We start from the raw sequence: 24,072 nt of genomic DNA on the forward strand, positions 1-24,072 counted from the left end.
GTTCCCCTGGCCTCTTTATTCCTGCAAAGCTCATTGCTAAAAGCGTGCCCATGATGACGGATTTTCGGCTTATCATGACGGCCATACGAATTATTGGCCCGGCCTCCCGCTTTGCCTGAATGGCTGTTTTGCCAGGCAATATCTGGCGCGGAGGTCCGGGAACGACCGGCTGTGCTCTTACAGTCCCCCTGTTATCGTTGATCCACATGCCCGCCATTTCTGGCCGAGGCTTCACAGGCGAATACCGATCATGACTGAGACGACCAAGATCGATTACTCTAAAACCCTCAATCTGCCGCAGACAGAATTTCCGATGCGCGCGGGCTTGCCGCAGCGCGAACCGCTGTTCGTCGAGCGCTGGGAGGGGATGAACCTTTACAAGAAGCTGCGCGAGCAGGCGAAAGACCGCCCGCTCTATGTGCTGCACGATGGCCCTCCCTATGCCAACGGCAATATCCATATCGGCCATGCGCTGAACAAGATCCTCAAGGACGTCATCACCCGCTCGTTCCAGATGCGCGGCTATAACTCGAACTACGTTCCGGGCTGGGATTGCCACGGCCTGCCGATCGAATGGAAGATCGAGGAAAAATATCGCGCCGAAGGCAAGAACAAGGACGAAGTGCCGATCAACGAATTCCGCAAGGAATGCCGTGAATTCGCCGCCAACTGGATCAGGGTCCAGACGGATGAGTTCAAGCGTCTTGCGATCCTCGGCGATTTCGAAAACCCCTACACGACGATGAATTTCCACGCTGAATCGCGCATCGCTGGCGAGCTTCTCAAGTTCGCGGCTTCCGGTCAGCTTTATCGCGGCTCCAAGCCGGTAATGTGGTCGGTTGTCGAGCGCACGGCGCTTGCCGAAGCCGAAGTCGAATATCACGACGTCGAGTCGGATATGATCTGGGTCAAGTTCCCGGTCGCTGGCCAGAATGATCTTTCCGGCAGCGCCGTGGTGATCTGGACGACCACCCCATGGACCATCCCCGGCAACCGCGCCGTGTCCTATTCGTCGCGTATCGAATATGGGCTTTACGAAGTCACGGAAGCCGAGAACGATTTTGGCCCGCTTCCGGGCGAAAAGCTCATCTTCGCCGACAAGCTGGCTGAAGAAAGCTTCGCCAAGGCAAAGCTTCAGTTCAAGCGCCTGCGCGGTGTTTCGGCAGACGAGCTTGGCAAGATCGTGCTCGATCATCCGCTGAAGGGGTTTGCGGGCGGCTACGAATTCGCGGTTCCGATGCTCGATGGCGATCATGTGACCGACGATGCCGGTACGGGTTTCGTCCACACCGCGCCAAGCCACGGTCGTGAAGACTTTGAAGCCTGGATGAACAATGTTCGTGAACTGGAAGCACGCGGTATCGATCCGAGCATCCCGTTCCCGGTCGGCGACGACGGCTATTATACCAAGGACGCGCCGGGCTTCGGTCCAGACCGCGAAGGCGGTGCCGCACGCGTGATCGACGACAACGGCAAGAAGGGCGACGCCAACAAGTCGGTGATGGATCAGCTTATCGCCAATGACAAGCTGTTCGCCCGCGGTCGCCTCAAGCACTCCTATCCGCATTCCTGGCGTTCCAAGAAGCAGGTCATCTTCCGCAACACGCCGCAATGGTTCGTCTATATGGATAAGAACCTCGGCGACGGCACCACGCTGCGCTCACGCGCGCTGAAGGCCATCGACGATACACGTTTCGTCCCGGCTGCCGGTCAGACGCGCCTGCGCTCGATGATCGAAGGTCGCCCGGACTGGGTGCTTTCGCGTCAGCGCGCCTGGGGCGTACCGATCTGCGTTTTCGTGGACGAGGAAGGCAACATCCTTCAGGACGATGCAGTCAACAAGCGTGTTCTCGATGCATTCGAGGCCGAAGGTGCAGATGCATGGTTTGCCGAAGGTGCGCGCGAGCGTTTCCTCGGTAACCGCGCCAATGAGCCTTGGGTGCAGGTGCGCGACATTCTGGACGTGTGGTTCGATTCCGGATCGACCCACACCTTCACGCTGGAAGACCGCCCGGACATGAAATGGCCGGCAGACGTCTATCTCGAAGGCTCGGACCAGCATCGCGGCTGGTTCCATTCGTCGCTTCTGGAAAGCTGCGGCACGCGCGGTCGTGCGCCATATAACGCCGTCGTGACCCATGGTTTCACCATGGACGAGCACGGCAAGAAAATGTCGAAGTCGCTCGGCAATACGGTAACGCCGCAGGACGTGATCAAGGAATCCGGCGCGGATATCCTGCGTCTGTGGGTCATGACGACCGATTATTGGGAAGATCAGCGCCTCGGCAAGAGCATCATCCAGACCAATATTGATGCCTATCGCAAGCTGCGCAACACCATCCGCTGGATGCTGGGCACGCTGGCGCATGACGAAGGCGAAAACGTTGCTCATGCCGATCTGCCGGAACTTGAGCGCCTGATGCTGCACCGCCTGACGGAGCTGGATGAGGTTGTGCGCAGCGGATATGACACATTCGATTTCAAGCGCATCGCCCGCGCTCTGATCGATTTCATGAATGTCGAACTTTCGGCTTTCTATTTCGATATCCGCAAGGACGCGCTTTACTGCGATGCCCCGTCGAGTGTTCGCCGCAAGGCTGCGTTGCAGACCGTGCGCGAAATCTTCGATCGCCTGACGACCTGGCTGGCGCCGATGCTGCCTTTCACCATGGAAGAAGCATGGCTCGACCGTTACCCGCAGTCGGTTTCGGTTCATGCCGAGCAGTTCCGTCCGACGCCTGCTGCATGGCGTGATGACGTTCTGGCCGAAAAGTGGCGCAAGGTTCGTGCGGTTCGCCGCGTTGTGACCGGCGCGCTGGAGCTGGAACGCGCAGACAAGCGCATCGGTTCGTCGCTGGAAGCAGCGCCGGTGGTCCACATCTCCGACAAGAGCCTGAGCGATTCGCTCGACGGTCTCGATTTTGCGGAAATCTGCATCACCAGCGGCATCTCGTTCAGCGATGCAGCGGCACCGGAAAGCGCTTTCACGCTTGGTGATGTGAAGGGTGTGGCCGTCGTGCCTGTTCGCGCCGAAGGCGAAAAATGTGCGCGTTCGTGGCGCTACACCACGGATGTGGGTTCCGACCCGGAATTCCCGGAAGTGTCGGCCCGCGATGCCGAGGCACTGCGCGAATTGAAGGCGCTCGGCAAGCTCGAAGCCTGATCGCAAAAATCACAATCCGCTCCGGTTTCACCCGGGGCGGATTGTTTGTTTACGCAACAGGGGTTGCGGCTTCCCGCGTGAACATGGTGAAATAGCGGTTAAAGCCGGATTGCCGCATGAGTTCCTCTCATGTACAAGGCAGTCCTCGAATAAATTCACGATCTGCCTTGGAGTTGCCGGTTTTTTGAGGCAAGGCACGCTGGAGCAAGCCTCGCGAACAAAGAATCGACAGGCGTAAAAGAAGTGGCGCTAATGAAGATTGACGGACGAGTTCTGATACTTATGACGGCTGTAGCGGGTCTTTCGCTGTCAGGCTGCATGTCTTCGCCGACCTACGGGACGGACAAGTCGTCGGGCGCGCAGCTCTTCGACGACGTTTCCAATATGGCGAGCTTCGGTCAGGGCAAGAACAAGAAAGAGCGCATCGATTACAAGCCGCGTCCTGATCTTGTGCGTCCTTCTCCTGGCGATAAGGGGCAGCTGCCTGCACCGCAGGATAATGTGGCCACCGCCGGCGGTGCAGACTGGCCGGAATCTCCGGAACAGCGTCGCAAGCGCCTGCGTGATGAAATCACCGCCAACCGCGATAACCCGAACTTCGTCTCGCCGGTTGAAGCAGACGGTCCGGTTGCGAGCAACCTGAAGACTGCACTTCCGGGCGGCAACAGCCGTCGCGAAGAATATGATTCCCGTTTGCCAACCGTTGATCCGCAGAAAATGGCGGCCATCAAGGCAGAACGTGCACAGCAGGCGCAGGGTTCGGCCACGAACCGCAAATATCTGAGCGAGCCGCCGCTGGCCTATCGTGAACCGGCATCCACCGCCGCCACCGGCGAACTGGGGCAGGACGAGGCGCAGAAGGAACGCGAGCGCAAGAAGGCCGCTGGCAAGTCCAAGGGCTGGCGCGATTATCTGCCCTGGAACTAACGTCCAGAAATTATTTATAAGAGTTTAAGCAGCCATGGCGTTACTATCCGCTGTGGCTGTTTTATTTTGAGTATAGTGTGAAGGTTTTCTGGCCGGATATTACAAATTTGTAATTTTAAGCATCATGACTTCTATTTGATTTCAATCAAAGACTTCATGTCTGTAAAGGGCATGATAGGGCATCGCTTCAAAGGTATAGTTCAATGAGCAGCGCAAACACGATCTGGGACAGCCGCAACGGTTACGGTGTGGTCTCCCGCAGCTTTCACTGGCTGATGGCGTTGTTGTTTCTATGGCAATTTCTGTCGGCAATTTTGCATCTCTTTGCGCGAGGCAGCGCGGTTTTCACGTTTTTCTGGTCCGCACACCAGCAGCTTGGCTTTGCATTGCTGGTTCTGGTTCTGCTGCGTGGCGTCTGGGGCCTTCTCAATACGGGTCGCCGTCCGCATAAGGACGGCCTGATGGGTAAGGCCGCGACGCTCGGTCATCTGGGCATTTATGCGCTGATGTTTGCAATTCCGGTCCTCGCGCTGATCCGCGCCTATGGTCGGGGGCGGAGCTTTTCCTTCCTCGGCATGCCGATCTTCGATGCCGCTGGCGTGCAAAACGAAACGCTGAACAGCATTGGCAGCGCGCTTCATGGCCCACTTGGCTGGGTTTTGCTGGCGGTTGTCGTCTGCCATGTATTCATGGCTCTGGTTCACCATTTCGCACTGCGTGACGACACCTTGCGTCATATGACCGGGCATAAGCCGAGGGGCTAGCGCTTCTCGCGGAAAAAATCCTTGAGGATTTTCTGCGCTTCGCCTTCGGAGAAGCCCGCATAGATTTCCGGCACATGATGACAGGTCGGCTGGGTGTAAAAGCGGGGGCCGTGTTCGACGCCGCCACCCTTGGGGTCGGATGCGCCGTAATAAAGGCGGCGGATGCGTGCAAAGGAGATTGCAGCGGCACACATGGCGCAGGGTTCCAGCGTCACATAGAGATCGCAGTCGATCAGCCGTTCCGATTGCAGGGCTTCACCGGCCTGCCGGATGACCAGCACCTCGGCGTGGGCGGTCACGTCGTTGAGTTCCCGCGTGCGGTTTCCGGCGCGGGCGATGATCTGCCCGTCATGCACGACAACGGCGCCAATCGGCACTTCGCCGCGCGCACCAGCGGCGCGCGCTTCATTCAGCGCGGCATCCATCGGTGTTGGTGCATCGGTAACGGTTGCGGAGGCCGCCTTTTTCATGTGCACTCCATTTCATGCACGTCCATTTCATTGCATGGATCGGGAAATTTCGCTCGCAAGCACTGGAGCGATTTGTTACTGCATAATTCTCGAAATCGAAACCGATTTGCGAACAGATTTATACGGCGTTTTCGTTCCAGACATTCCTTTGCCTGCTTTCGACGGTGCAAGGTGACACGGAAACGCTGCTGAGAGGCCAATACCAGATGACTAAAGACGACGATAACAAGGGCGGCAAGCCGCCTCATGGCCGTAGCGGACGCCCCGGTGGCGCCGGCGGCGGGCGCTCAGGCGGCCCCAAAGGTGGTTCGGGACGGTTTGACCGTTCGGATCGCCCTGAACGCTCGGACCGTTCCGATCGCCCGGGCCGTGACAGCCGCCCGCGCCGCGATGATGGTGACCGGGACGATGCACGCCGCGCCGGACCACGCCGGAGTGCCCCGCGCGATGTGGAAGTTGAGGAAGATACGAGCGAGCGTATCGCCAAGCGTCTGGCGCGTGTCGGCATCGCTTCGCGTCGTGAAGCTGAAACGATGATCGCCGCCGGTCGTATCGCGGTCAACGGCAAGGTGCTCGATAGCCCTGCGGTCAATGTGAAGCGCACCGACGTCATCACCGTCGACGGCAAGCCGCTGAAGCAGGCCGAGCGCACCCGCCTGTGGCTCTATCACAAGCCTGCCGGTCTCGTGACCACCAATCGCGATCCTGAAGGTCGCCCGACCGTGTTCGATGCGCTGCCAGCTGAAATGCCGCGCGTGCTGTCGGTTGGTCGTCTCGATATCAATACCGAAGGACTTCTGCTGCTCACCAATGATGGCGGGCTGTCGCGGGTTCTGGAACTGCCGTCCACCGGCTGGCTGCGCCGCTATCGCGTGCGCGCCCATGGCAAGGTCACGCAGCCGCAGCTCGACGAATTGAAGAACGGTATCGCTGTCGACGGCGTGTTCTATGGCAGTATCGAAGCGGAGCTTGAGCGCGTTCAGGGCGCGAATGTCTGGATCAATATCGGTTTGCGCGAAGGCAAGAACCGTGAAGTGAAGAACATTCTCGGCGCACTGGGTTTGACCGTCGGTCGTCTGATCCGTGTGTCTTTCGGCCCGTTCCAACTTGGTGACCTTGAAGAAGGCGCTGTGCGCGAAATTAAGGGCCGCACGCTGCGCGATCAGCTTGGTGACAAGCTGGTTGAGGATTCCGGTGCCGATTTCGACGCGCCGATCTTCAATGAGTTCTCCAATGCCGCTGTACAGGGCCGCACCCGTCGCGAGATGGAAGAAGCTCAGCCGGAACAGGAAAGCGAAACCCGCCGCGCACCGCGTGAGCGCGAATGGATTTCCAGCCGTCCCGAACGTCGTCGCGGACGCGAAGACAAGACGGAGAAGGTGGAACCGCGCCGTCGCGGCAACGCCAACGTCTGGATGGCGCCCGGCGCGCGTCCAAAGGGCGAGAAGGCCGCTTCCAAGCCTGCGCGCGTCGAACATCAGGTGCCGCATCGCGGCGCGAAGTTCAGCGGCGACATGCAGGTGCGTCCGCGTCGTTCGGACGATGCCGAGCAGGGCCGCGAAGAGGGTGGCGAACGCCGTTACGACAAGCGTTCGGAAGGCCCGCGTTCAAGCGGTCCGCGCTCTGGCGGTAAGCCGGGGGCGGAAGGTCGCTCTTACAGCGCTCGTTCTGAGGGCCCCCGTTTTGAAGGTTCCCGCTCTGAAGGCGGGCGTCCGGAACCGCGCGAAAAGCGTGAGGACGGTCACAAGGAACGTCGTCCCGGCAAGCGCGAGCGCGCCGAGTTGCGCGATGCTGCATCCGGCGAGCGCGCGCAGGGTGGTTTTGAAGGTCGCAAGACGTTCAAATCCGACAAGCCATATAAGTCCGACAAGCCGGGCGGTACACGTGGCGAGGGTCGCTTCGGCGGTTCTGATCGCGATACGCGTTCAGGCGCGCGTAGCGGTGGCGCTCCACGCGGTTTCAGCGATGGCCCGCGTCGTGGACCTGACGGTGGTAAGCCAGCAGGTAAATCGGGCGGTAAGCCAGGCGGACGTCCGGGTGGCAAGCCGACCGGCGGAAAGCCCACTGGCGGTAAGCCAGGCGGCGGTGGCAGATCGGGAGGCGGCGGTGCGGATCGTCGGCGGTAAGTTTCGCGGTCGTCCGCTTGTAACACCGTCTACCAACGCCATCCGCCCCACCACGGACCGCACGCGCGAGAGCCTGTTCAATGTTCTCGCGCACAGCTTCCCCGACAAGGTGGAAGGCGCGCGCGTCCTCGACCTTTTCGCGGGCACCGGCGCGCTCGGTCTTGAAGCCCTTTCGCGCGGTGCGCGTTACGCGACCTTTGTGGAGGAATCCGCGGAAGGTCGTGGGCTCTTGCGCCAGAATGTCGAGGCGCTTGGCCTGCAAGGTCATACGAAGATTCTCCGTCGTGACGCCTGTCAGCTTGGCATTGTCGGCACGATGGAGCCGTTCGATCTGATCTTCGCCGATCCGCCTTATGGACGGCGCATGGGGGAAAAAGCATTTTTATCGGCGCTTCAGGGCGGCTGGCTTAATCCTGACGCACTTTTGGTGCTTGAAGAGGCAGCTGAAGCTTCGCTTGAGCTTGACGAACAATTTGTTGTGCTTGACGAGCGCAACTACGGCGGCACAATCATTCGGCTCATCCAACTCAAAGCCGATTGAGATGATTTGCAGCGGTGTTTGCCGCCGCTCTATTTCTGTTCGGCGGCGATGTCGCTGGTAATGAACTGAAGCATGCCGCCCGGAAAGGCCGGGCGGAAATGAAACCGATTGGAGATGTCGCTTGGTGAATAACACCTCCCTCCGACGCCTGTTGTTATCGACCGCTCTTGGTTTCGCGCTGGCTCTGCCGCTCGCAACCGGCTCCGTTGAAGCTCAAAATCAACCAGCCCCCCAAACCGATGCCGCTAAGCCGGCCCCTGCGCCACAAGCGCAAGGCGATCAGGCCGCTCTGCCTGAAATCACCCAGTCCGATGGCGTCAGCAATTTCACCTTGCCCAATGGCCTGAAAGTCGTGGTCATTCCCGATCATCGCGCACCGGTTGTGACGCAGATGATCTGGTATCACGTTGGCTCGGCTGATGAAGTGCCGGGCGTTTCCGGTATTGCGCATTTTCTTGAGCATTTGATGTTCAAGGGTACGAAGAACCATCCGGCAGGCGAGTTCTCGTCCAAGGTCGCATCGATCGGCGGCGAGGAAAACGCTTTCACCTCTTATGACTACACCGCCTACTACCAGCGGGTTTCGCCCGAAGCGCTGGAAATGATCATGGGTTTCGAGTCGGACCGGATGGAAAATCTGGTTCTGAACGAAGAGGCCGTGACCACCGAGCGTGAGGTCATTCTGGAAGAACGGCGCATGCGCGTTGATTCCAACCCCGCTGCGATGCTGAGCGAGAACACCGATGCCGTGCTCTTCTACAACCATCCCTATCGCAAGCCGGTTATCGGCTGGCGGCAGGAAATGGAAAAGCTGAGCCTCAAGAACGCTATCGACTTCTATCAGCAATATTACACGCCAAACAACGCCACGCTGGTCATCGCCGGTGACGTGACGCCGGAACGCGTGCGTGAACTGACGCTCAAGACCTGGGCCAATGTGCCGAAGCGTGCCGAAGTTCTGCCGCGCGACCGCCCGCAGGAGCCGGAAAAACACGCCGCCCGCGTGGTGACGCTGCATGATGCGCGCATCAGCACGCCATCGTTCCGTATGTCCTGGCTGGTTCCGTCCTATGCCAATGAAAAGCGTTTTCCCGATGTGAAACCGGGCGATGCGCCTGCGCTCGATCTGTTGAGTGAAATTCTCGGCGGCTCGACCCGGTCGCGCCTTTACCAGACGCTGATCGTCAAGAACAACATCGCAGCCAATACGGGTGCAACCTATAGTGGTGACGCGCTCGATAACGGCACCTTCTCGGTCTATGGCGCGCCGCGCGACGGCGCAACGCTTGGCGATGTGGAGAAGGCGGTGGAAGCTGAACTGGCGCGGATCGTCAAGGACGGCGTGACCCAGACCGAACTGGATCAGGCGCGCAACCGCTTCCTGAAGGCGGTCATTTTCGCCCGTGACAGCCAGGCTGGCATGGCGCGGATTTATGGTTCGACGCTATCCGTCGGCCAGTCGGTGGAAGATATCCAGAAATGGCCGGATCTTATCAAGGCGGTGACAGCCGATCAGATTCGAGACGTGGCGGAGCGGTATCTCGTCAAGGACCAGTCGGTGACCAGTTATCTTCTGCCGCCCAATGCCGAGCCGGAAAACGCCCGTGAGAACCCCAACGCGCCCGCAAACGGTGCCAGCGGCAATGGTGCAGAGGGAGCGATCCAGTGAAGACCATGATCATGCTGAACTTCAAACGCGTTTTTGCCTCTCCCGGTCCGCGTTCGCTCGCAAGTGCTCTGGTCGCATCCATGGCGCTTCTCGTGATTTGCGCGCTGCCTGCGCGCGCCATTGAGATACAGGAAGTCGTTTCGCCCAAGGGCATTCATGCCTGGCTGGTGGAGGACAATTCGGTGCCGCTGGTTTCCATGCGCTTCTCGTTCAAGGGCGGCACGTCGCAAGACCCGGCAGGCAAGGAAGGTCTCGCCAATCTGATGACCGGCCTGTTTGATGAAGGCGCAGGTGATCTCGATTCCGATGCGTTTCAGGAACGGATCGATAATCTGGGTGCGGAAATGAGCTTCACCGCCACGCAGGATGCCGTTGCTGGCGGGGTTCGTATGCTGGCGGAAAATCGCGATGCCGTGACCGATCTCGTGGCGCTGGCTGTCAACAAGCCGCGCTTCGATCAGCCTGCGGTTGACCGCATCCGCAGTCAGGTCGTGGCAAGCATTGAGGCGGCGCAGCGCAATCCCGGCACCATCGCAGCGCGCCGTTTTGCTGAAGTGCTTTATGGCAACCATCCTTATGCACGGCCAGACGAAGGCACGGTCAAATCGCTTCAGGCGATTACCCGTGACGATCTCGTGGCGTTCCATCGCAAGAATTTTGCCCGCGACCGGCTGACCATCGGTGTGGTCGGCTCCATCAATGCCAAAGACCTTGGCGTGATGCTCGACAAGGTGTTCGGCGATCTGCCCGCAGCGGCGGAACTGGTTCCGGTGCCTGACGTCAAGCTGGCGCTCGGCACGACCACCAGCCTTTCGTTCGATGTGCCGCAGACGGCGATCCGGTTCGTCTATCCGGCAATCCCGCGCAAGGATCCGGACTTCTTTGCCGCTTACCTGATGAACCACATTCTGGGTGGCGGCTTCACCTCGCGGCTTTATGCTGAAGTGCGCGAAAAGCGCGGTCTCGCCTATTCGGTTTCTTCGCAGCTGGTGTTGCACGATCATGTGTCCGCCTTGGCGATCTCGACGGCGACGCGCCCGGAAAAAGCGCAGGACTCGCTCAAGATCATTCGCGAGCAGGTGGCTGCCATGGCGAATGACGGCCCGACGGAAGCAGAGCTTGCCGCCGCAAAGAGTTTCCTCAAAGGATCTTATGCGGTGAACAATCTCGATTCTTCGGGAGCCATTGCCGAAACGCTGGTCAGCTTGCAGGATGCGGGACTGCCGCGTGATTATATCGACAAGCGTTCGGCGCTTATCGATGCGGTGACGCTTGATCAGGTCAAGGCTATTGCCAAGAAACTGCTCGAAGCAGAACCGGCGATATTGATCTATGGACCTGCTAAGAGTTGAGGAACTCGCTTGGATAACGCCATGCCATCCACGCCCCGCATTGCCGTCGCTTTCGGCGGCGGCGGAGCGCGGGGCATTGCGCATCTGCATATTATCGAAGCCCTTGACGAGCTGGGCATCAAGCCTGTCGCCATTGCCGGATCGTCCATCGGGTCGATTGTCGGCGCGGGCATGGCCAACGGCATGAGCGGCAAGGAAATACACGACTATATGGCGGCGATTTTCAATCGTCGTTCAGAAGTGGCGCGTCGTATGTGGCAGACGCGTCCATCCCGCTGGGTCGAACTGCTGAAAGGCGGCTTTCGCGTCAGCCAGTTCAACATCGAGAAAATCATCGATGTGTTCCTGCCCGCATCGCTGCCGGACAAGGTCGAAGACCTCAAGATTCCGATGAGCATTACTGCGGCGGATTTTCACGCCGCGAAGGAAGTTCAGATCGTCGATGGCGATTTGCGCTCTGCTATTGCCGCTTCCTGCGCCATTCCGCCGGTCTTCGCACCCGTGCGCCGCAATGGTCGCATTCTGGTTGATGGCGGCCTGTTCAACCCGGTGCCGTTCGATCTTCTGTTCGACAAGGCGGATATTGTCATCGGCATCGATGTCGTAGGCGCGCCGCCCGGTGACGACGATTATATGCCGACTACATTCGAAGCGGTTATCGGCGGCAACCAGCTGACCATGTGCTCGATCATCGAGAACAAGTTCCGCATTCGGCCACCGCATATTTTTCTGCGGCCGGACGTGGGTCGCATCGGCCTGCTCGATTTCCTGAAATTCGATCAGATTCTCGAACAGAGCGTCGGTGTACGCGAAGAACTGAAACAGGCCCTCGATCACATTATCGAGGGCGATAATCTTCCGACGCTTTCTTAACCCGCCGGTTCACTCGGCGGGGATTGCATCTTCCATCGTATCGTCGTTGGCGGCAGGGGAAGGCGCATCGACCGTCTTGTCGATACGCTGGCCTTCGCGCGTCGGCTTGACCAGAGGTTCAGGCGTAACCGGCTTGTTGAACAACAGATGCCGTCCCGCCATGATGCCTTCAGAGGCCTGCACATGCAGGCGGTCCTCATCGCGCTGGCGCACATCCTCGCGGATGGCATAGGCGTTGTTTTCCGCCATGCCCAGACCTTCCAGCGCCCGCTGCCCGAAGAGCAGGCCGGATTCGAAAGTTTCGCGCAGTTCGTATTCCACGCCCTGTGCCCGCAACTGTAACGTATGCTCGCGGTCATAGGAGCGCACAAACAGACGCACATCCGGATAATCCGACTGGATCAGGCTGACGATATGGTTCGTTGTTTCCTTGTTATGGGTGCAGACTGCGACGATCTTGGCCTTGCGGATGCCGGAAGCTTCCAGCACGTCCTTGCGGGTGCCGTCGCCGAAATAGATGCGGAAACCGAACTTGCCAGCAGCGCGCACGCGGTTCGGCGACTTGTCGATCACCGTCACGTCGATACCGCCAGCGAGCAGGATCTGCGATGCAATCTGGCCGTAACGCGAGAAGCCGATCATCAACACGTCGGAGCCCGCGCCTTCGAAATCCTCTTCGATTTCATCGACTGGCTTGTCCTTGATGAGAAGCTTCGAGCCGATGGCCACCGAAAGCGGGGTCAGCGCCATGGATACGGTAACGGCCGCCACCAGTTCCGAGCCGAGAGCACTGGAGATGATCGCTGCGGCGGAAGCAGCCGAGAACAGCACGAAGGCGAACTCGCCGCCCTGCGGCAGCAGGAAGGCGATGCGCACGGCGTCATTGTGGCTGGAACGGAAGATGCGGCAGAGCACATAGATGACGGCGATCTTTGCCGCCATGAAGACCGGCACGGCCAGAAGGATCGTCTTCCAATATTCCAAAATCACGCTGAGATTGAGCGACAGGCCCACAGCGACGAAGAAGAGGCCGAGGAAAATACCACGGAACGGTTCGATATCGGCTTCCAGCTCGTGGCGATAGGAGGACTCGGCCAGGAGCACGCCAGCGATGAACGCGCCCATGGCCATGGACAGACCAGCTGCCTGCAACAATCCTGCCGATCCCAGCACGACAAACAGGGCAGCAGCGATCATGACCTCGCGCGCACCAGTATTGGCGATGATCCGGAACATCGGATTGATCAGATAGCGCCCGGCAACGACGAGCGCGGCAATGGCGGCAACGGCGGTTGCAAGGTGAAAGCCCGCGCTCGCCTGTGACGGTTCATTGGGCGACAGGGCCGGAATGATCGCCAGAATTGGAACGATGGCGAGGTCCTGAAACAGCAGGATCGCGAAGGCGCGCTGCCCGTGCTTCTGGTTGGTCTCGGCGCGATCTTCCAGCACCTGCATGGCGAAGGCTGTCGAAGACAGGGCGAGGCCAAAGCCGATGATAATGGCAGCTTCCGGGTTTAGGCCTGCCAGATAGATTCCAAGCGCCGTTAGAACTGCGCCACACAGCAGAACCTGTGCCGCGCCCAGCCCGAAGATCGCATGACGCAACGCCCAGAGCCGCGACGGCTTCAGTTCGAGGCCGATGATGAAGAGCAGGAACACCACGCCCAGCTCGGAAAAGTGCAGGAATTCCTCACCGTCGGCGATAAGGCGCGCGACGGGTCCGATCGTGATGCCGGCAGCCAGATAGCCCAGCACTGTGCCAAGCCCCAGACGCTTGAACAGCGGCGCGGCGATGATGGCGCCACCGAGAATCATTAGGGCCTGTAGGTAGAGATTTCCACCGGTCGGAATCATGCTGCGCGCTCTTGTGGTTCGGAGACGGAAGGGTCTCGCGACTTGAGGATTTGGAGAAATGTGGACGGGCGTGCCTTGATGCCCCCCGATTTCGGCAATATAGAAACAAGATATGGCTGCAATCAGCCCGATGTCGACCAAATTGACGATATTTTTTTAGCAAGTCCCGGTCACGACCCGTTGCACATTGCAATGTCCGGTCAGGCGGAGGCGAGCTTGCCAAAGCGGGATTGTGCAATGATTTCAGATAATTCGGCGGAAAAGCTGGTCGAGCGTGCGGCCCAGTTGGTGAAAGCTGTCGAACGTGCGGGTGCCGATCATGCTGACGCTGTCGTGATGCGTGCCCGCTCCGTCAGCGTCTCGGTGAGACTTGGCAAGGTTGAGGGAACCGAATCGTCGGAGAGCGACGATTTTGCGCTGCGCGTTTTTGTCGGACGGCGGATCGCTAGTGTTTCCGCCAATGCAGGCGCCGATCCCGACCGTCTGGCGGAGCGCGCCGTCGCCATGGCGCGCGTTGCACCGGAAGATCCCTATGAGCAGCTTGCCGATTCGGCCCTGTTGGTGAAGTCGCCACGCGATCTTGATCTTTACGACACGACTGAAATCGATACCGAACGTCTGACACAGGATGCACTGGCGGCAGAAGCCGCTGCGCGCGAGGTCAAGGGCGTGACGAATTCCGGCGGCGCGGGCGCATCGCGCAGCCTCGGCGGACTGGTGCTTGTCACTTCCACCGGCTTTGCCGGTCATTATGCCGCCACCCGTTTCGGACGGTCGGTTTCGGCCATTGCGGGCGAAGGCACCAAGATGGAGCGCGACTATGATTTCAGCTCGCGGCTGCATTTTGGCGATCTCGATACGCCGGACGCTATCGGCCGTCGCGCCGGGGAGCGCGCTGTGCGCAGGCTCGGCGCACGGCAGGCAAAGACCGGCCCGGTCACAGTGGTCTTTGATCCGCGCCTCGCACGCGGCATCGCCGGGCATCTGGCCAGCGCCATCAATGGTGCATCGGTCGCGCGCAAGACGAGCTTTCTGCGCGACAGTCTGGGCAAGCAGATATTGAAGCAGGGCATCACCGTAACGGATAACCCGCTGCGCATGCGCGGATCGTCGTCCCGTCCTTTCGACGGCGAAGGCATTGAGGGTCAGCCGCTGACCATGGTTGAAGACGGTGTGTTGAACCATTGGCTGTTGTCCGGCTCCAGCGCGCGTGAACTGAGCCTGACGGGCAACGGACGCGGCGTACGTTCCGGTTCCGGTGTTTCGCCTGCCTCGACCAATTTTGCCATTGAGCCGGGCACGCAGTCGCCGGAAGATCTCATCCGCGCTGTCGGTACGGGTTTCTATGTGACGGAAGTTTTCGGTCAGGGCGTCGATATGATCACCGGGCAATATAGCCGCGGTGCTTCCGGCTTCTGGATCGAAAATGGCGAACTTGCCTATCCGGTCAGTGAAGTCACCATCGCGTCGAACCTGAAGGACATGTTCCTCAATCTGACACCGGCATCGGATATCGACCGCAATTTCGGGATGACCGCGCCGACCCTCGTAATCGAAGGCATGACACTTGCCGGAAACTGACAAACACAGCGCAACGCGGAACGAACTGGCGCTGTTGCGCGATGCAGCCCGCGAAGCCGGGCGCATTGCCATGCGTTATTTCGGGCGCTCGCCTGAAGTCTGGTTGAAGGATGGTCATTCGCCGGTCAGCGAGGCCGACCTTGCGGTTGATCGCTATCTGAAAGACGTGCTTCTGACGGCGCGGCCTGATTATGGCTGGATTTCTGAGGAAACCGTCGATGAGCGCGCCAAGGCAAAGCGGCGGCGGGCTTTCGTCGTCGATCCCATCGACGGCACCCGCGCTTATATTGCCGGTCAGGACCAGTGGTGCGTGAGCATCGCGATTGTCGAGGATGGCAGGCCGATTGCCGGGGTTCTGGAATGCCCGGTGCGCAAGGAGCTGATCGAGGCCGGGCACGGACTTGGCGCGGTGCAAAACGATTCGCCGATCTACGTCAAACTGCCGCCGGAAGGCGAGAAGGTCACCATCGCTTCGGCGCGCAACATGACCGCCGCGCTGCCGGAAAAATGGCGCGACAGGGTCAAGCTGCACGCCTATGTGCCATCGCTTGCCTATCGTATTGCGATGGTCGCGCGCGGGGACATCGCAGGTACCTTCATTCGGCCAAATTCGCATGATTGGGATCTGGCTGCAGCCGATCTCATCTTGAGTGAGTCGGGCGGGGCAATTCTGACAAACGATGCTCTTCCGCTCATTTATGGCGGTCCGACGCGGAGCCATGGGGCTCTTGTCGCGGCCAGCGGGAATTTGCTGCATGAAATGTTGAGTGTTGTCGCGGAGTGACCGTTGGGTTAATCATGCCGCGAACCAAAATTGTTCAGGGATTATTGTCATGAGTGTCGAAGGCGACAAAAAGCAGCTTCTTCATCTGGTTTTCGGCGGCGAGCTGTCGAAGCTCGGAACCGTTCAGTTCCGCGATCTCGAAAACCTCGATATCGTCGGCATCTATCCCAACTATGAATCCGCAAAGACCGCCTGGAAGGCCAAGGCCCAGCAGACTGTCGACAACGCTCATATGCGTTATTTCATCGTGCACCTGCATCGGTTGCTCGATCCCGAAGGTGTGACGCTGCAGGCGGACTGAGCGGTTTGCCCGGTTCAGACCAACATACAACCGAAGGCGAAGAGCGTCCGGTCCAGTCAGCGGTAGAACCCGTCAGGCGCAAGAAAAAAGACGGCTTTGCAAAGCGTCTTTGGAAGCGTGTGCGCGGGCCGCTGACGCAGTCGGCTGTCTTCAAATCGATATTGGTCTGGCTTATCACGAGCTATTTCAAGTTCGTCTATTATACCAATACACGTCTGAAAGGATCGGCCGACCCGCAGGCGCTGGTCGGCAAGGACGATCCTTTCATTGTGACCTTCTGGCACGGCCAGCATCTCATGGGGCCGTTTATCTGCCCCAAGGGGATCGAACTCGTCGCCATGTTCTCGCGCAGCGCCGATGCGGAGCTGAATGCCCGCGTGGCGGAAAAGCTGGGGCTGATGACGGTTCGCGGTTCCGGTGGACGCAGCTCGCGCGCGAAGCCGGAAAAGGGTGGTGCGCGTGCGCTCCTCACTTTGAAGAACGCGCTGAAAAAAGGACAGTCGGCATCGATCATCGCCGACATTCCCCATGGCACGCCGCGCGAGGCGGGCGAGGGGATCATTTTGTTGGCGAAATTGTCCGGGCGACCGATCATTCCGGTTGCTTATGCCTTCTCAAGAAATCATGTTTTGGAGAAGTCGTGGGACAAGACGACGATTCCGCTGCCTTTTGGACGGTCCGTTGTTGTGCGCGCCGACAATGTCTGGGTGGATGCCGACGCCGATGAAACGCAACTGGAAGAAAAACGCATGGAACTGACGCGCCTGCTGAACGATGCCACGGAGCGCGCCTATGCGGCATTGGAGAAAGCGAAATGAGCGAACGCTGGGCGCGCAATCTATTGTCAGCCTATCGCATGTTCGGCTCTGCCGCCTATCCCTTCATGGGGCCTTACATTGCCTATCGCGCATCGCGCGGCAAGGAAGAGCGGCAGCGTCGTGGTGAGCGTTATGGCAAGTCAGCCGTTGCCCGCCCGCAGGGGCCGGTCATCTGGGCCCATGCCGCCAGCGTCGGCGAAAGCGTTGCCATTACGCCGCTGATCGAAAGCATTGCCGCAACCGGCATTCATATCGTGATGACGACGGGCACAGTGACGTCCGCAAAGCTTGTGGCCGATCAGCTGGGCTCCAAGGTCATCCATCAATATGCGCCGCTCGATCTGCAACCGGCGGTCAATAATTTCCTCAATCACTGGAAGCCGGACCTCGCGATTGGCTGCGAATCCGAAATCTGGCCCGCAACGGTGCTGTCGCTCGGCGGTCGTCATATTCCGCAGGTGCTGGTCAATGGCCGCATGTCGGATCGGTCTTTCGCCAGATGGCAGAAGCGGCCTCAGCTGGCTGAAGCTTTGTTCGAAAATTTTGCCCATGTCGTGGCCCAGTCGGAACTCGACGGTGACCGTTTCCGAGCGCTGGGCGCGCGTCCGGTCAGTGTATCGGGCAATCTGAAAGTCGACACTACGCCTCCACCTGCCGATCCGCAGGCCTTGTCCACATTGCAGCGGCAGATTGCCGGACGGCGCAGCTGGGCGGCGATCTCTACCCATGACGGCGAAGAGGCAATCGCTGCCGAAGTGCACCAGATGCTGAAAGTGCGTTATCCGCATCTCGTGACAATCATCGTGCCGCGTCATCCGGATCGCACGCCTGCAATCGAGGCGATGCTGGCGGAAAAGGGTTTGAAAGTCACCAAACGCAGCAGCGGCTTGGCCGTTGAAGCGGATACCGATATTCTGCTGGGCGATACGATTGGCGAAATGGGGCTTTATCTCCAGCTGACCGAGATTGCTTTCATCGGCAATTCGCTGACCAAGGAAGGCGGACACAATCCGCTGGAACCGGCCATGATGGGTACAGCCGTACTGACCGGCAAGAATGTGCAGAATTTCCGCGAGTCCTTCCAGCGCCTGATCAAGAATGGCGGCGCGCGCATCGTGAAGGACCGGAACATGCTCGCCGGGGCGATCAATTTCCTGTTCAACAATCCGCAGCATCTGCGCGGCATGATCAATGCGGGCGTCAGCACAGTCAAGGATATGCGCGGTGCGCTTGACCGCACGCTTGTCGCGCTGGAACCGTTCATCCAGCCGCTTGTGTTGCAGGCGCAGTTCCCCGGCAATCGCAATGAGGTTGCCTACATCCAAGGCGGCATCTGACATGGCGAGCGAAGCGCCGCCTTTCTGGTGGGAAAAGCCCGATTGGCGCGCAAGATCACTTGCTCCTGCCGCGTGGATTTACGGCGCAATCGCGGGGCGACGCCTGATCCGGTCTGAACCGCCAAGGATTGCTCTGCCCGTTCTCTGCATTGGTAATTTCACGGTCGGTGGGGCAGGCAAGACCCCGACAGCGATTGCCTTTGCCAAAGGCGCAAAGGCGCGTGGGTTGAAACCGGGCATCGTCTCGCGTGGCTATGGCGGCAGCTATCAGGGCCTGCATGTGGTGGACCCGGGGCATGACAGCGCCCGCTATGTCGGTGACGAACCGCTGCTGCTTGCGCGCCATGCACCGGTCGCACTTTCTCCTGACCGCGTGAGGGCCGCGCAGCATCTGCAATCGCTCGGCTGCGATTTCATCATCATGGATGACGGGTTCCAGAGCGCGCGGCTTCATGCCGATTTTGCGCTGCTGGTGGTGGATGCAGGGCGCGGGATTGGCAATGGCCGCGTTATCCCGGCAGGTCCTTTGCGTGCGCCGCTGACCGACCAGATGCGCAAGACCGATGCGCTGCTGCGGATCGGCAAGGGCGATGCGGCGGATTTCGTGATCCGTCAGGCGGCCCGAGCGGGACGACCGATCTATGAGGCAAAGCTCATTCCATCCTCGACGGCAACGGTGGCGGGGCAGCGATGGCTGGCCTTTGCCGGTATCGGCAATCCGGACAAGTTCTATGCCAGTCTTGCGCAGGCGGGCGGCACGATTGTCGAAACGCGCTCGTTCCCTGATCATCACAGCTTCGAGCCAGACGAAATTCGCGATCTGATCGATACGGCCCGCCGCAACGGCCTGAGCCTGATCACCACGGCGAAGGACCATGTGCGTCTGGCGACCATGGTCGGTGTACCGGCGGAATTTCTGTCGAAACTGGCGGTTCTTGATATCGATCTGAAATTTGAGCGCACGGATGCGCTCAATCATATCCTCGATACGGTGATCGAGCGCTTTAAAAGCCGGTCGTTATAAGCGAACTAGGCCTTCTTGCGGCTGCGCATTTCCGGGTTGAACTCAAGCTCGCGCTCGAAGGAAATGTGGCCGGTTGCATAGGCTTCCTGCCGCGCAACGCTCCAGTATTTCAGCTCGTCCAGCGGAATTTGCGCGCCGGTAACGGCACAGAGCACATAGGAACCGTGCTTGACGATTTCATAGTCGCCGTCGAGATAACGCAGGACAGCTTCGGAGGATGAGCGGGGCGATTCAAATCTGTTCATATGTGTAAAACCTTTGCACTGAACTCTAGCAAGTGCGAACCTTGGCGTCCAGCGGTGCTGAAGGTGCTTATACCAAATCCTGTCAACGTCTGCCGAAAAGCCGTTCAATATCGCTCAGCTTCAGCTCGATATAGGTCGGGCGTCCGTGATTGCAGGTGCCGGAACCGGGCGTTGCCTCCATTTCGCGCAGCAATGCGTTCATTTCTTCCGGCTTGAGACGGCGTCCGGAACGCACTGACCCGTGGCAGGCCATGGTGGCTGCGACATGGTTGAGCATGGCTTTCAACCCGTCGGAGGTTTCATGCTCGGCAATCTCGTCGGCCAGATCGCGGATCAGTTGTTGCACATTCATCTCGCCCAGCATGGCTGGCGTCTCGCGCACGGCGATCGCGCCCGGTCCGAACTGCTCGACGCCCAGCCCGAACCGGGCCAGCGTTTCGGCATGGCTTGCCAGCCGCTCGGCGTCTTCTTCGGGCAGATCGACCACTTCGGGGATCAGCAGCATCTGTCCCGGTATCGGGCGGGAATGCAGCGCGTTTTTGAGTGCTTCATAGACGAGCCGTTCATGGGCCGCGTGCTGGTCCACGATCACGAGACTGTCTTCTGTTTGTGAGACAATATAATTGGCATGAATTTGTGCACGGGCAGCACCCAGCGGCTTTTGCTGCAACTCGGCCGGGGCTTCGCTCATCGTTGCGCGCGCATCGGCTGTGGGAATATTCACGACGTCGATTTTCGTCTGCTCGCTTTCATGGAAACCGGATGCGCTGCCGAAATCAAGCGGTCTATGCGCTGGATGTGCAGTCTGCGGCGACCATTCGCTTCGAGGCGTTGGGCGGTCAGTCCGCCAGCTCGTGGAGGCATAGCTGCTGGATGCGGCGCGCGCGCTTGATGAGGACTGCGGCTGAAACCCTTCAGCGCGAAAGGCCTGCAACATGGCTTCCGCACCGCTGGTTGCCGGGCGGATGCCGGATTGGGCGAGAGCCTGCTTGATCGCACCGACGATAAGGCCGCGCACCAGACCGGGATCGCGGAAGCGGACATCGGCCTTGGCCGGGTGCACATTCACATCGACCAGTGCCGGATCGAGCGTCAGAAACAGCACGGCGACCGGATGGCGGTCACGGGCAATGACATCGGCATAGGCCCCGCGCAGCGCGCCAAAAATCTGCTTGTCGCGCACCGGTCGACCATTCACATAAGCGAACTGGTGCTGCGCATTGCCGCGATTGTGGGACGGTATGCCAACAAATCCTGCAAGCCGCACATCATCGCGCTCGGCATTAATGGCCAGTGCGTTTTCGCCGAAATCCTGACCCAGAACCTGCCCGATGCGTTCCAGCGTTGCATCGGCGCCCGTGCCGGTCGCAGGCATTTCCAAAGGCGAGCGGTCGGTGCCTGACAGCGAAAAGCGCACATGCGGGAAGGCGATGGCGATGCGCTTCAGCACATCTGTGATGGCGGAAGCTTCGGCGCGGTCGGTCTTCATGAATTTGAGGCGGGCGGGCGTCGCATAAAACAGGTCGCGCACTTCGGCTATCGTGCCGCGATTGAGTGCGGCAGGGCGCGGGCCTTCCAGATGGCCGCCTGAAACGGAAACTTCGAAACCAGCATCCGCATCCTGCGGACGCGATTTCAGCGTCAGCTTCGCGACTGAACCGATGGAGGGCAGGGCTTCGCCGCGAAAGCCCAGCGCGCGAATATCGTGCACGTCGTCGGAAAGTTTGGATGTGCAATGGCGCGAAACCGCAAGCGGCAGCTCGTTGGCGGGAATGCCGGAGCCGTTGTCGGTGACGCGCAGCAGCGTCTTGCCGCCGCCGCCGGTCACAACCTCGATGCGGGTCGCGCCAGCGTCGATGGCGTTCTCGACAAGTTCCTTGATCACGCTGGCGGGCCGTTCGATGACCTCGCCTGCCGCGATCTGATTGATGATGGTTTCGCTTAAGTGTCGAATGGGCATGTGGCGATTATAGGCAGATTCGCAAGCTGCTGTAATAGCGCCGCACAGCTTGCGAACCGAGCGAATGAAACCGCAGGCTTTAGTCCTGCGGTTTGCTTTGTAACGGCGTCAGGCTGCCTGGGCCTCAGCCTCTTTGTTGAGGCCGAGCTGAATTGCGGGTGCGGGATAACCGAGCAGGAAGCCCTGCACCTGATTGCAGCCTTCTTCCTGCAGAATATCCATCTGGATCTGCGTTTCGACACCTTCGGCCAGCACCGGAATGTCAAGGCTCTGGCCAAGCGCCAGAATGGCGCGCACGAAGGCTTTCGACTGCACATTCTGCGCCAGATCGGTGACGAAGCTGCGGTCGAGCTTGATCTTGTCGAAGGGGAAGGAGCGCAGCGTCGCCAGCGACGAATAGCCGGTGCCGAAATCGTCAATCGCAATGCTGACCCCAAGCGCCTTGATTTCACGCAAGATGTGCAGGGCGCGGGCTTGATCGCGAATGATCGCGCTTTCGGTCACTTCCAGCTCCAGAAGCCGTGGCGGCAGCCCGGTCTCGGTCAGAATGTCCTGAACCGTTTCTACGAGGCCGGTATGGCTGAGCTGTAGCGGCGAGATATTGACAGCGATCCTGCGGGCAACGGGCCAGCTAGCCGCTTCGCGGCAGGCTGCACGCAATACCCACTCGCCAAGCTGTGTGATGACGCCGGATTCCTCGGCTATCGGAATGAACACGGTTGGCGGAACCAGACCCTGCACGGGATGACGCCAGCGCAGCAGAACTTCATATCCCGATACGCCGCCATCCTTCATGCTGCGCTGGACCTGAAAATTCAGGAAGAACTGGTTTTCGTCGATCGCTGTCCAGATATCACGGGCCAGCGCGGCGCGCTTGCGTGCCGCTTCATCCATGCTGCTTTCATAGTAACAGATCTTGTCTTCAATGCTCTGCTTGGCGCGATACATGGCCATATCCGCATTGGACAGAAGCTTCTCCACGTCGTCGGCATCGGTCGGATAAATCGCAATGCCGAGGCTCGCGCCGGGACGCACGACAGCATTGTCGAGATCCACCAGATCGCACAGCGCGATATTGAGGCGAGAGACGAAGCTGCGCAGATCGTCTTCGTCCTCAAACGTCTTGAGCGCCGCGAATTCATCGCCGCCGAAGCGGCCTATCAGTTCACCGCTTTCCAGATGCTCGGTCATGCGGGCAGAAATTTCGCAGAGCAACCTGTCACCGGCGGCGTGGCCATAGAGGTCGTTGACCTCCTTGAAGCGATCCAGATCGATACCGATCAGCGCAATACGATAGTGGCCATTATCGGCATTGATCTTTTCGCGGTTCAGACGCTCGACAAACTGGGTACGGTTGGGCAATCCGGTCAGCGAGTCATGGCGCGCAATATGCTGCAGCTGCCGCAAGTTCGATGACTGGACGTGGCTGTCAATGAGGTAGCTCGCAAGTGCTGTGCCAAGCACGAGCAGGCCGACGCCGCCAACCGAAACGGCGAGCGCAAACTTGTCGGCCAGTGCGGCGTCTTGCAGATAGTTCATCGGCGTGACGGTGAGGGCGGTCATGCCGGTAAAATGCAGGCTGACGATGGCTGTTGTGAACGTCAGAACCGCCAGACGGTACGAGGTTGGATAGCGCAGGCGCAGCAAAACCTGACCGGACAGGGAGCCGAACAGCACCGCAAGCGCGATGGACGCATAGAAATAATCCATGTTCCATTCGATCAGCCCGTCGACGCGATATGCCAGCATGCCGATATAGTGCATGGCCGCAATCGAAGCACCGACCATGGCGCCGCCGATGATGGGGGCAAAGCGCGGAAAGCCGCCGGTCATGACGACGAAGCCGATCCCGGTGCCCACAACGGCAATCACCAGCGACAGGATGGTCAGGTCTGGCAACAACACGACGGGCGCGCTCGGTTCATAGGCAAGCATGGCGACGAAATGCGTGCACCAGACGGTCGAGCCCGATGCGATAGCCACCAGAAAATGCCAGCCATAGCGAACCGCGCCCTGGCACTTCGCTGCTTTGCGGACGAGATTGAGCGTGATCGCTGAACCGACGAGGCAGATCAGAGCTGCTAACGTTGTCAACCACACTTCATGTTGTGTGGTGATGCAATTGAGAACGGTCATCATGGGATGGATTGGCCCCGGTAGTCTAAATGACGAGGTCAGGGCACTGGACTGCCCAAGCGATTGGCTTGGTCTAAATGACGGTCAGTTCGACGCGACAGATAGACTTGGCTGTTTAGGTGGTCATTACAAATGCAGAGACTGGAT

General features: G+C 59.5%; 19 protein-coding genes. 14 read left to right on the forward strand and 5 right to left on the reverse strand.

The features are described 5' to 3' along the window. Positions 1 to 250 precede the first annotated feature (250 nt). The 3 genes from ileS to QBD01_RS09145 all read left to right on the forward strand — a co-directional run bounded on the left by ileS (position 251) and on the right by QBD01_RS09145 (position 4,854). Entirely contained in the window at positions 251 to 3,163 is a 2,913-nt protein-coding gene (ileS, locus tag QBD01_RS09135; protein ID WP_280992524.1) for an isoleucine--tRNA ligase, read from the forward strand. 252 nt (positions 3,164 to 3,415) lie between these two features. Next, positions 3,416 to 4,090 carry a hypothetical protein gene (locus QBD01_RS09140; protein WP_182519552.1) on the forward strand — a complete coding sequence of 225 codons (675 nt, stop codon included), beginning with the start codon at positions 3,416 to 3,418 and terminating at the stop codon, positions 4,088 to 4,090. 203 nt (positions 4,091 to 4,293) lie between these two features. Then, a complete protein-coding gene (locus QBD01_RS09145; protein ID WP_280992525.1) occupies positions 4,294 to 4,854 on the forward strand; it encodes a cytochrome b in 561 nt (186 codons plus the stop codon). Here the strand turns inward: QBD01_RS09145 and QBD01_RS09150 are convergent. Next, the gene (locus QBD01_RS09150) at positions 4,851 to 5,324 is read right to left on the reverse strand and encodes a nucleoside deaminase (protein WP_280992526.1); all 474 of its coding nucleotides are present in this window, start codon (positions 5,322 to 5,324) and stop codon (positions 4,851 to 4,853) included. The genes QBD01_RS09145 and QBD01_RS09150 overlap by 4 nt on opposite strands. A gap of 206 nt (positions 5,325 to 5,530) precedes the next feature. On the opposite strand from QBD01_RS09150, the gene QBD01_RS09155 reads away from it, so the two are divergent. From QBD01_RS09155 to QBD01_RS09175, 5 genes are all read left to right on the forward strand, one after another. Next, a complete protein-coding gene (locus QBD01_RS09155; RefSeq protein WP_280992527.1) occupies positions 5,531 to 7,450 on the forward strand; it encodes a pseudouridine synthase in 1,920 nt (639 codons plus the stop codon). Continuing rightward, on the forward strand, positions 7,431 to 7,991 hold the full coding sequence (gene rsmD / locus QBD01_RS09160) for a 16S rRNA (guanine(966)-N(2))-methyltransferase RsmD (protein ID WP_138783836.1): 561 nt from the start codon (positions 7,431 to 7,433) through the stop codon (positions 7,989 to 7,991). Before QBD01_RS09155 ends, rsmD begins: the two co-directional genes overlap by 20 nt. A gap of 124 nt (positions 7,992 to 8,115) precedes the next feature. Next, positions 8,116 to 9,660 (forward strand): pitrilysin family protein, encoded by a 1,545-nt coding sequence (locus tag QBD01_RS09165; RefSeq protein WP_280992528.1) that lies wholly within the window; start codon positions 8,116 to 8,118, stop codon positions 9,658 to 9,660. 11 nt (positions 9,661 to 9,671) lie between these two features. Continuing rightward, a complete protein-coding gene (locus QBD01_RS09170) occupies positions 9,672 to 11,012 on the forward strand; it encodes a pitrilysin family protein (protein ID WP_280992855.1) in 1,341 nt (446 codons plus the stop codon). Between the two features lie 9 nt (positions 11,013 to 11,021). Further along, positions 11,022 to 11,885, forward strand: coding sequence for a patatin-like phospholipase family protein (locus tag QBD01_RS09175; RefSeq protein ID WP_280992529.1), 864 nt, complete (start codon positions 11,022 to 11,024; stop codon positions 11,883 to 11,885). Positions 11,886 to 11,894: 9 nt separating this feature from the next. On the opposite strand, the gene QBD01_RS09180 is transcribed toward QBD01_RS09175, so the two are convergent. Further along, a complete protein-coding gene (locus tag QBD01_RS09180; RefSeq protein WP_280992530.1) occupies positions 11,895 to 13,739 on the reverse strand; it encodes a monovalent cation:proton antiporter-2 (CPA2) family protein in 1,845 nt (614 codons plus the stop codon). Positions 13,740 to 13,976: 237 nt separating this feature from the next. Between QBD01_RS09180 and QBD01_RS09185 the strand changes: the two genes are divergently transcribed. The 6 genes from QBD01_RS09185 (at position 13,977) to lpxK (ending at position 19,584) form a co-directional block, all read left to right on the forward strand. After that, on the forward strand, positions 13,977 to 15,320 hold the full coding sequence (locus tag QBD01_RS09185; protein ID WP_280992531.1) for a TldD/PmbA family protein: 1,344 nt from the start codon (positions 13,977 to 13,979) through the stop codon (positions 15,318 to 15,320). Then, positions 15,307 to 16,104 (forward strand): 3'(2'),5'-bisphosphate nucleotidase CysQ, encoded by a 798-nt coding sequence (locus QBD01_RS09190; protein ID WP_280992532.1) that lies wholly within the window; start codon positions 15,307 to 15,309, stop codon positions 16,102 to 16,104. Before QBD01_RS09185 ends, QBD01_RS09190 begins: the two co-directional genes overlap by 14 nt. 49 nt (positions 16,105 to 16,153) lie before the next feature. Then, positions 16,154 to 16,405: a DUF4170 domain-containing protein gene (locus tag QBD01_RS09195; RefSeq protein ID WP_078338942.1), complete on the forward strand. Its 252-nt coding sequence runs from the start codon at positions 16,154 to 16,156 to the stop codon at positions 16,403 to 16,405. Between the two features lie 119 nt (positions 16,406 to 16,524). Next, on the forward strand, positions 16,525 to 17,223 hold the full coding sequence (locus QBD01_RS09200; protein ID WP_280992856.1) for a lysophospholipid acyltransferase family protein: 699 nt from the start codon (positions 16,525 to 16,527) through the stop codon (positions 17,221 to 17,223). Then, positions 17,220 to 18,560 carry a lipid IV(A) 3-deoxy-D-manno-octulosonic acid transferase gene (waaA, locus tag QBD01_RS09205; protein ID WP_280992533.1) on the forward strand — a complete coding sequence of 447 codons (1,341 nt, stop codon included), beginning with the start codon at positions 17,220 to 17,222 and terminating at the stop codon, positions 18,558 to 18,560. Before QBD01_RS09200 ends, waaA begins: the two co-directional genes overlap by 4 nt. 1 nt (position 18,561) lies before the next feature. Then, positions 18,562 to 19,584, forward strand: a complete 1,023-nt coding sequence (gene lpxK, locus QBD01_RS09210) for a tetraacyldisaccharide 4'-kinase (protein ID WP_280992534.1) — start codon at positions 18,562 to 18,564, stop codon at positions 19,582 to 19,584. 5 nt (positions 19,585 to 19,589) lie between these two features. On the opposite strand, the gene QBD01_RS09215 is transcribed toward lpxK, so the two are convergent. The 3 genes from QBD01_RS09215 to QBD01_RS09225 all read right to left on the reverse strand — a co-directional run bounded on the left by QBD01_RS09215 (position 19,590) and on the right by QBD01_RS09225 (position 23,889). After that, entirely contained in the window at positions 19,590 to 19,829 is a 240-nt protein-coding gene (locus QBD01_RS09215) for a DUF2093 domain-containing protein (RefSeq protein WP_078338939.1), read from the reverse strand. 82 nt (positions 19,830 to 19,911) lie between these two features. Continuing rightward, positions 19,912 to 21,789 carry a DNA mismatch repair endonuclease MutL gene (mutL, locus tag QBD01_RS09220; RefSeq protein ID WP_280992535.1) on the reverse strand — a complete coding sequence of 626 codons (1,878 nt, stop codon included), beginning with the start codon at positions 21,787 to 21,789 and terminating at the stop codon, positions 19,912 to 19,914. Positions 21,790 to 21,897: 108 nt separating this feature from the next. After that, on the reverse strand, positions 21,898 to 23,889 hold the full coding sequence (locus QBD01_RS09225; protein ID WP_392391377.1) for a putative bifunctional diguanylate cyclase/phosphodiesterase: 1,992 nt from the start codon (positions 23,887 to 23,889) through the stop codon (positions 21,898 to 21,900). Positions 23,890 to 24,072 lie beyond the last annotated feature (183 nt).

This window comes from Ochrobactrum sp. 19YEA23 (genome assembly GCF_029909865.1).
Classification (GTDB): Bacteria; Pseudomonadota; Alphaproteobacteria; order Rhizobiales; family Rhizobiaceae; genus Brucella; species Brucella gambitense.

Excerpts from the sequence above, each read along its gene's own strand:
- ileS (WP_280992524.1), top strand. The coding sequence starts at position 251 with ATGACTGAGACGACCAAGATCGATTACTCTAAAACCCTCAATCTGCCG.
- QBD01_RS09140 (WP_182519552.1), top strand. The coding sequence starts at position 3,416 with ATGAAGATTGACGGACGAGTTCTGATACTTATGACGGCTGTAGCGGGT.
- QBD01_RS09145 (WP_280992525.1), top strand. The coding sequence starts at position 4,294 with ATGAGCAGCGCAAACACGATCTGGGACAGCCGCAACGGTTACGGTGTG.
- QBD01_RS09150 (WP_280992526.1), bottom strand. The coding sequence starts at position 5,324 with ATGAAAAAGGCGGCCTCCGCAACCGTTACCGATGCACCAACACCGATG.
- QBD01_RS09155 (WP_280992527.1), top strand. The coding sequence starts at position 5,531 with ATGACTAAAGACGACGATAACAAGGGCGGCAAGCCGCCTCATGGCCGT.
- QBD01_RS09170 (WP_280992855.1), top strand. The coding sequence starts at position 9,672 with ATGCTGAACTTCAAACGCGTTTTTGCCTCTCCCGGTCCGCGTTCGCTC.
- QBD01_RS09180 (WP_280992530.1), bottom strand. The coding sequence starts at position 13,739 with ATGATTCCGACCGGTGGAAATCTCTACCTACAGGCCCTAATGATTCTC.
- QBD01_RS09185 (WP_280992531.1), top strand. The coding sequence starts at position 13,977 with ATGATTTCAGATAATTCGGCGGAAAAGCTGGTCGAGCGTGCGGCCCAG.
- QBD01_RS09195 (WP_078338942.1), top strand. The coding sequence starts at position 16,154 with ATGAGTGTCGAAGGCGACAAAAAGCAGCTTCTTCATCTGGTTTTCGGC.
- waaA (WP_280992533.1), top strand. The coding sequence starts at position 17,220 with ATGAGCGAACGCTGGGCGCGCAATCTATTGTCAGCCTATCGCATGTTC.
- lpxK (WP_280992534.1), top strand. The coding sequence starts at position 18,562 with ATGGCGAGCGAAGCGCCGCCTTTCTGGTGGGAAAAGCCCGATTGGCGC.
- QBD01_RS09215 (WP_078338939.1), bottom strand. The coding sequence starts at position 19,829 with ATGAACAGATTTGAATCGCCCCGCTCATCCTCCGAAGCTGTCCTGCGT.
- mutL (WP_280992535.1), bottom strand. The coding sequence starts at position 21,789 with ATGCCCATTCGACACTTAAGCGAAACCATCATCAATCAGATCGCGGCA.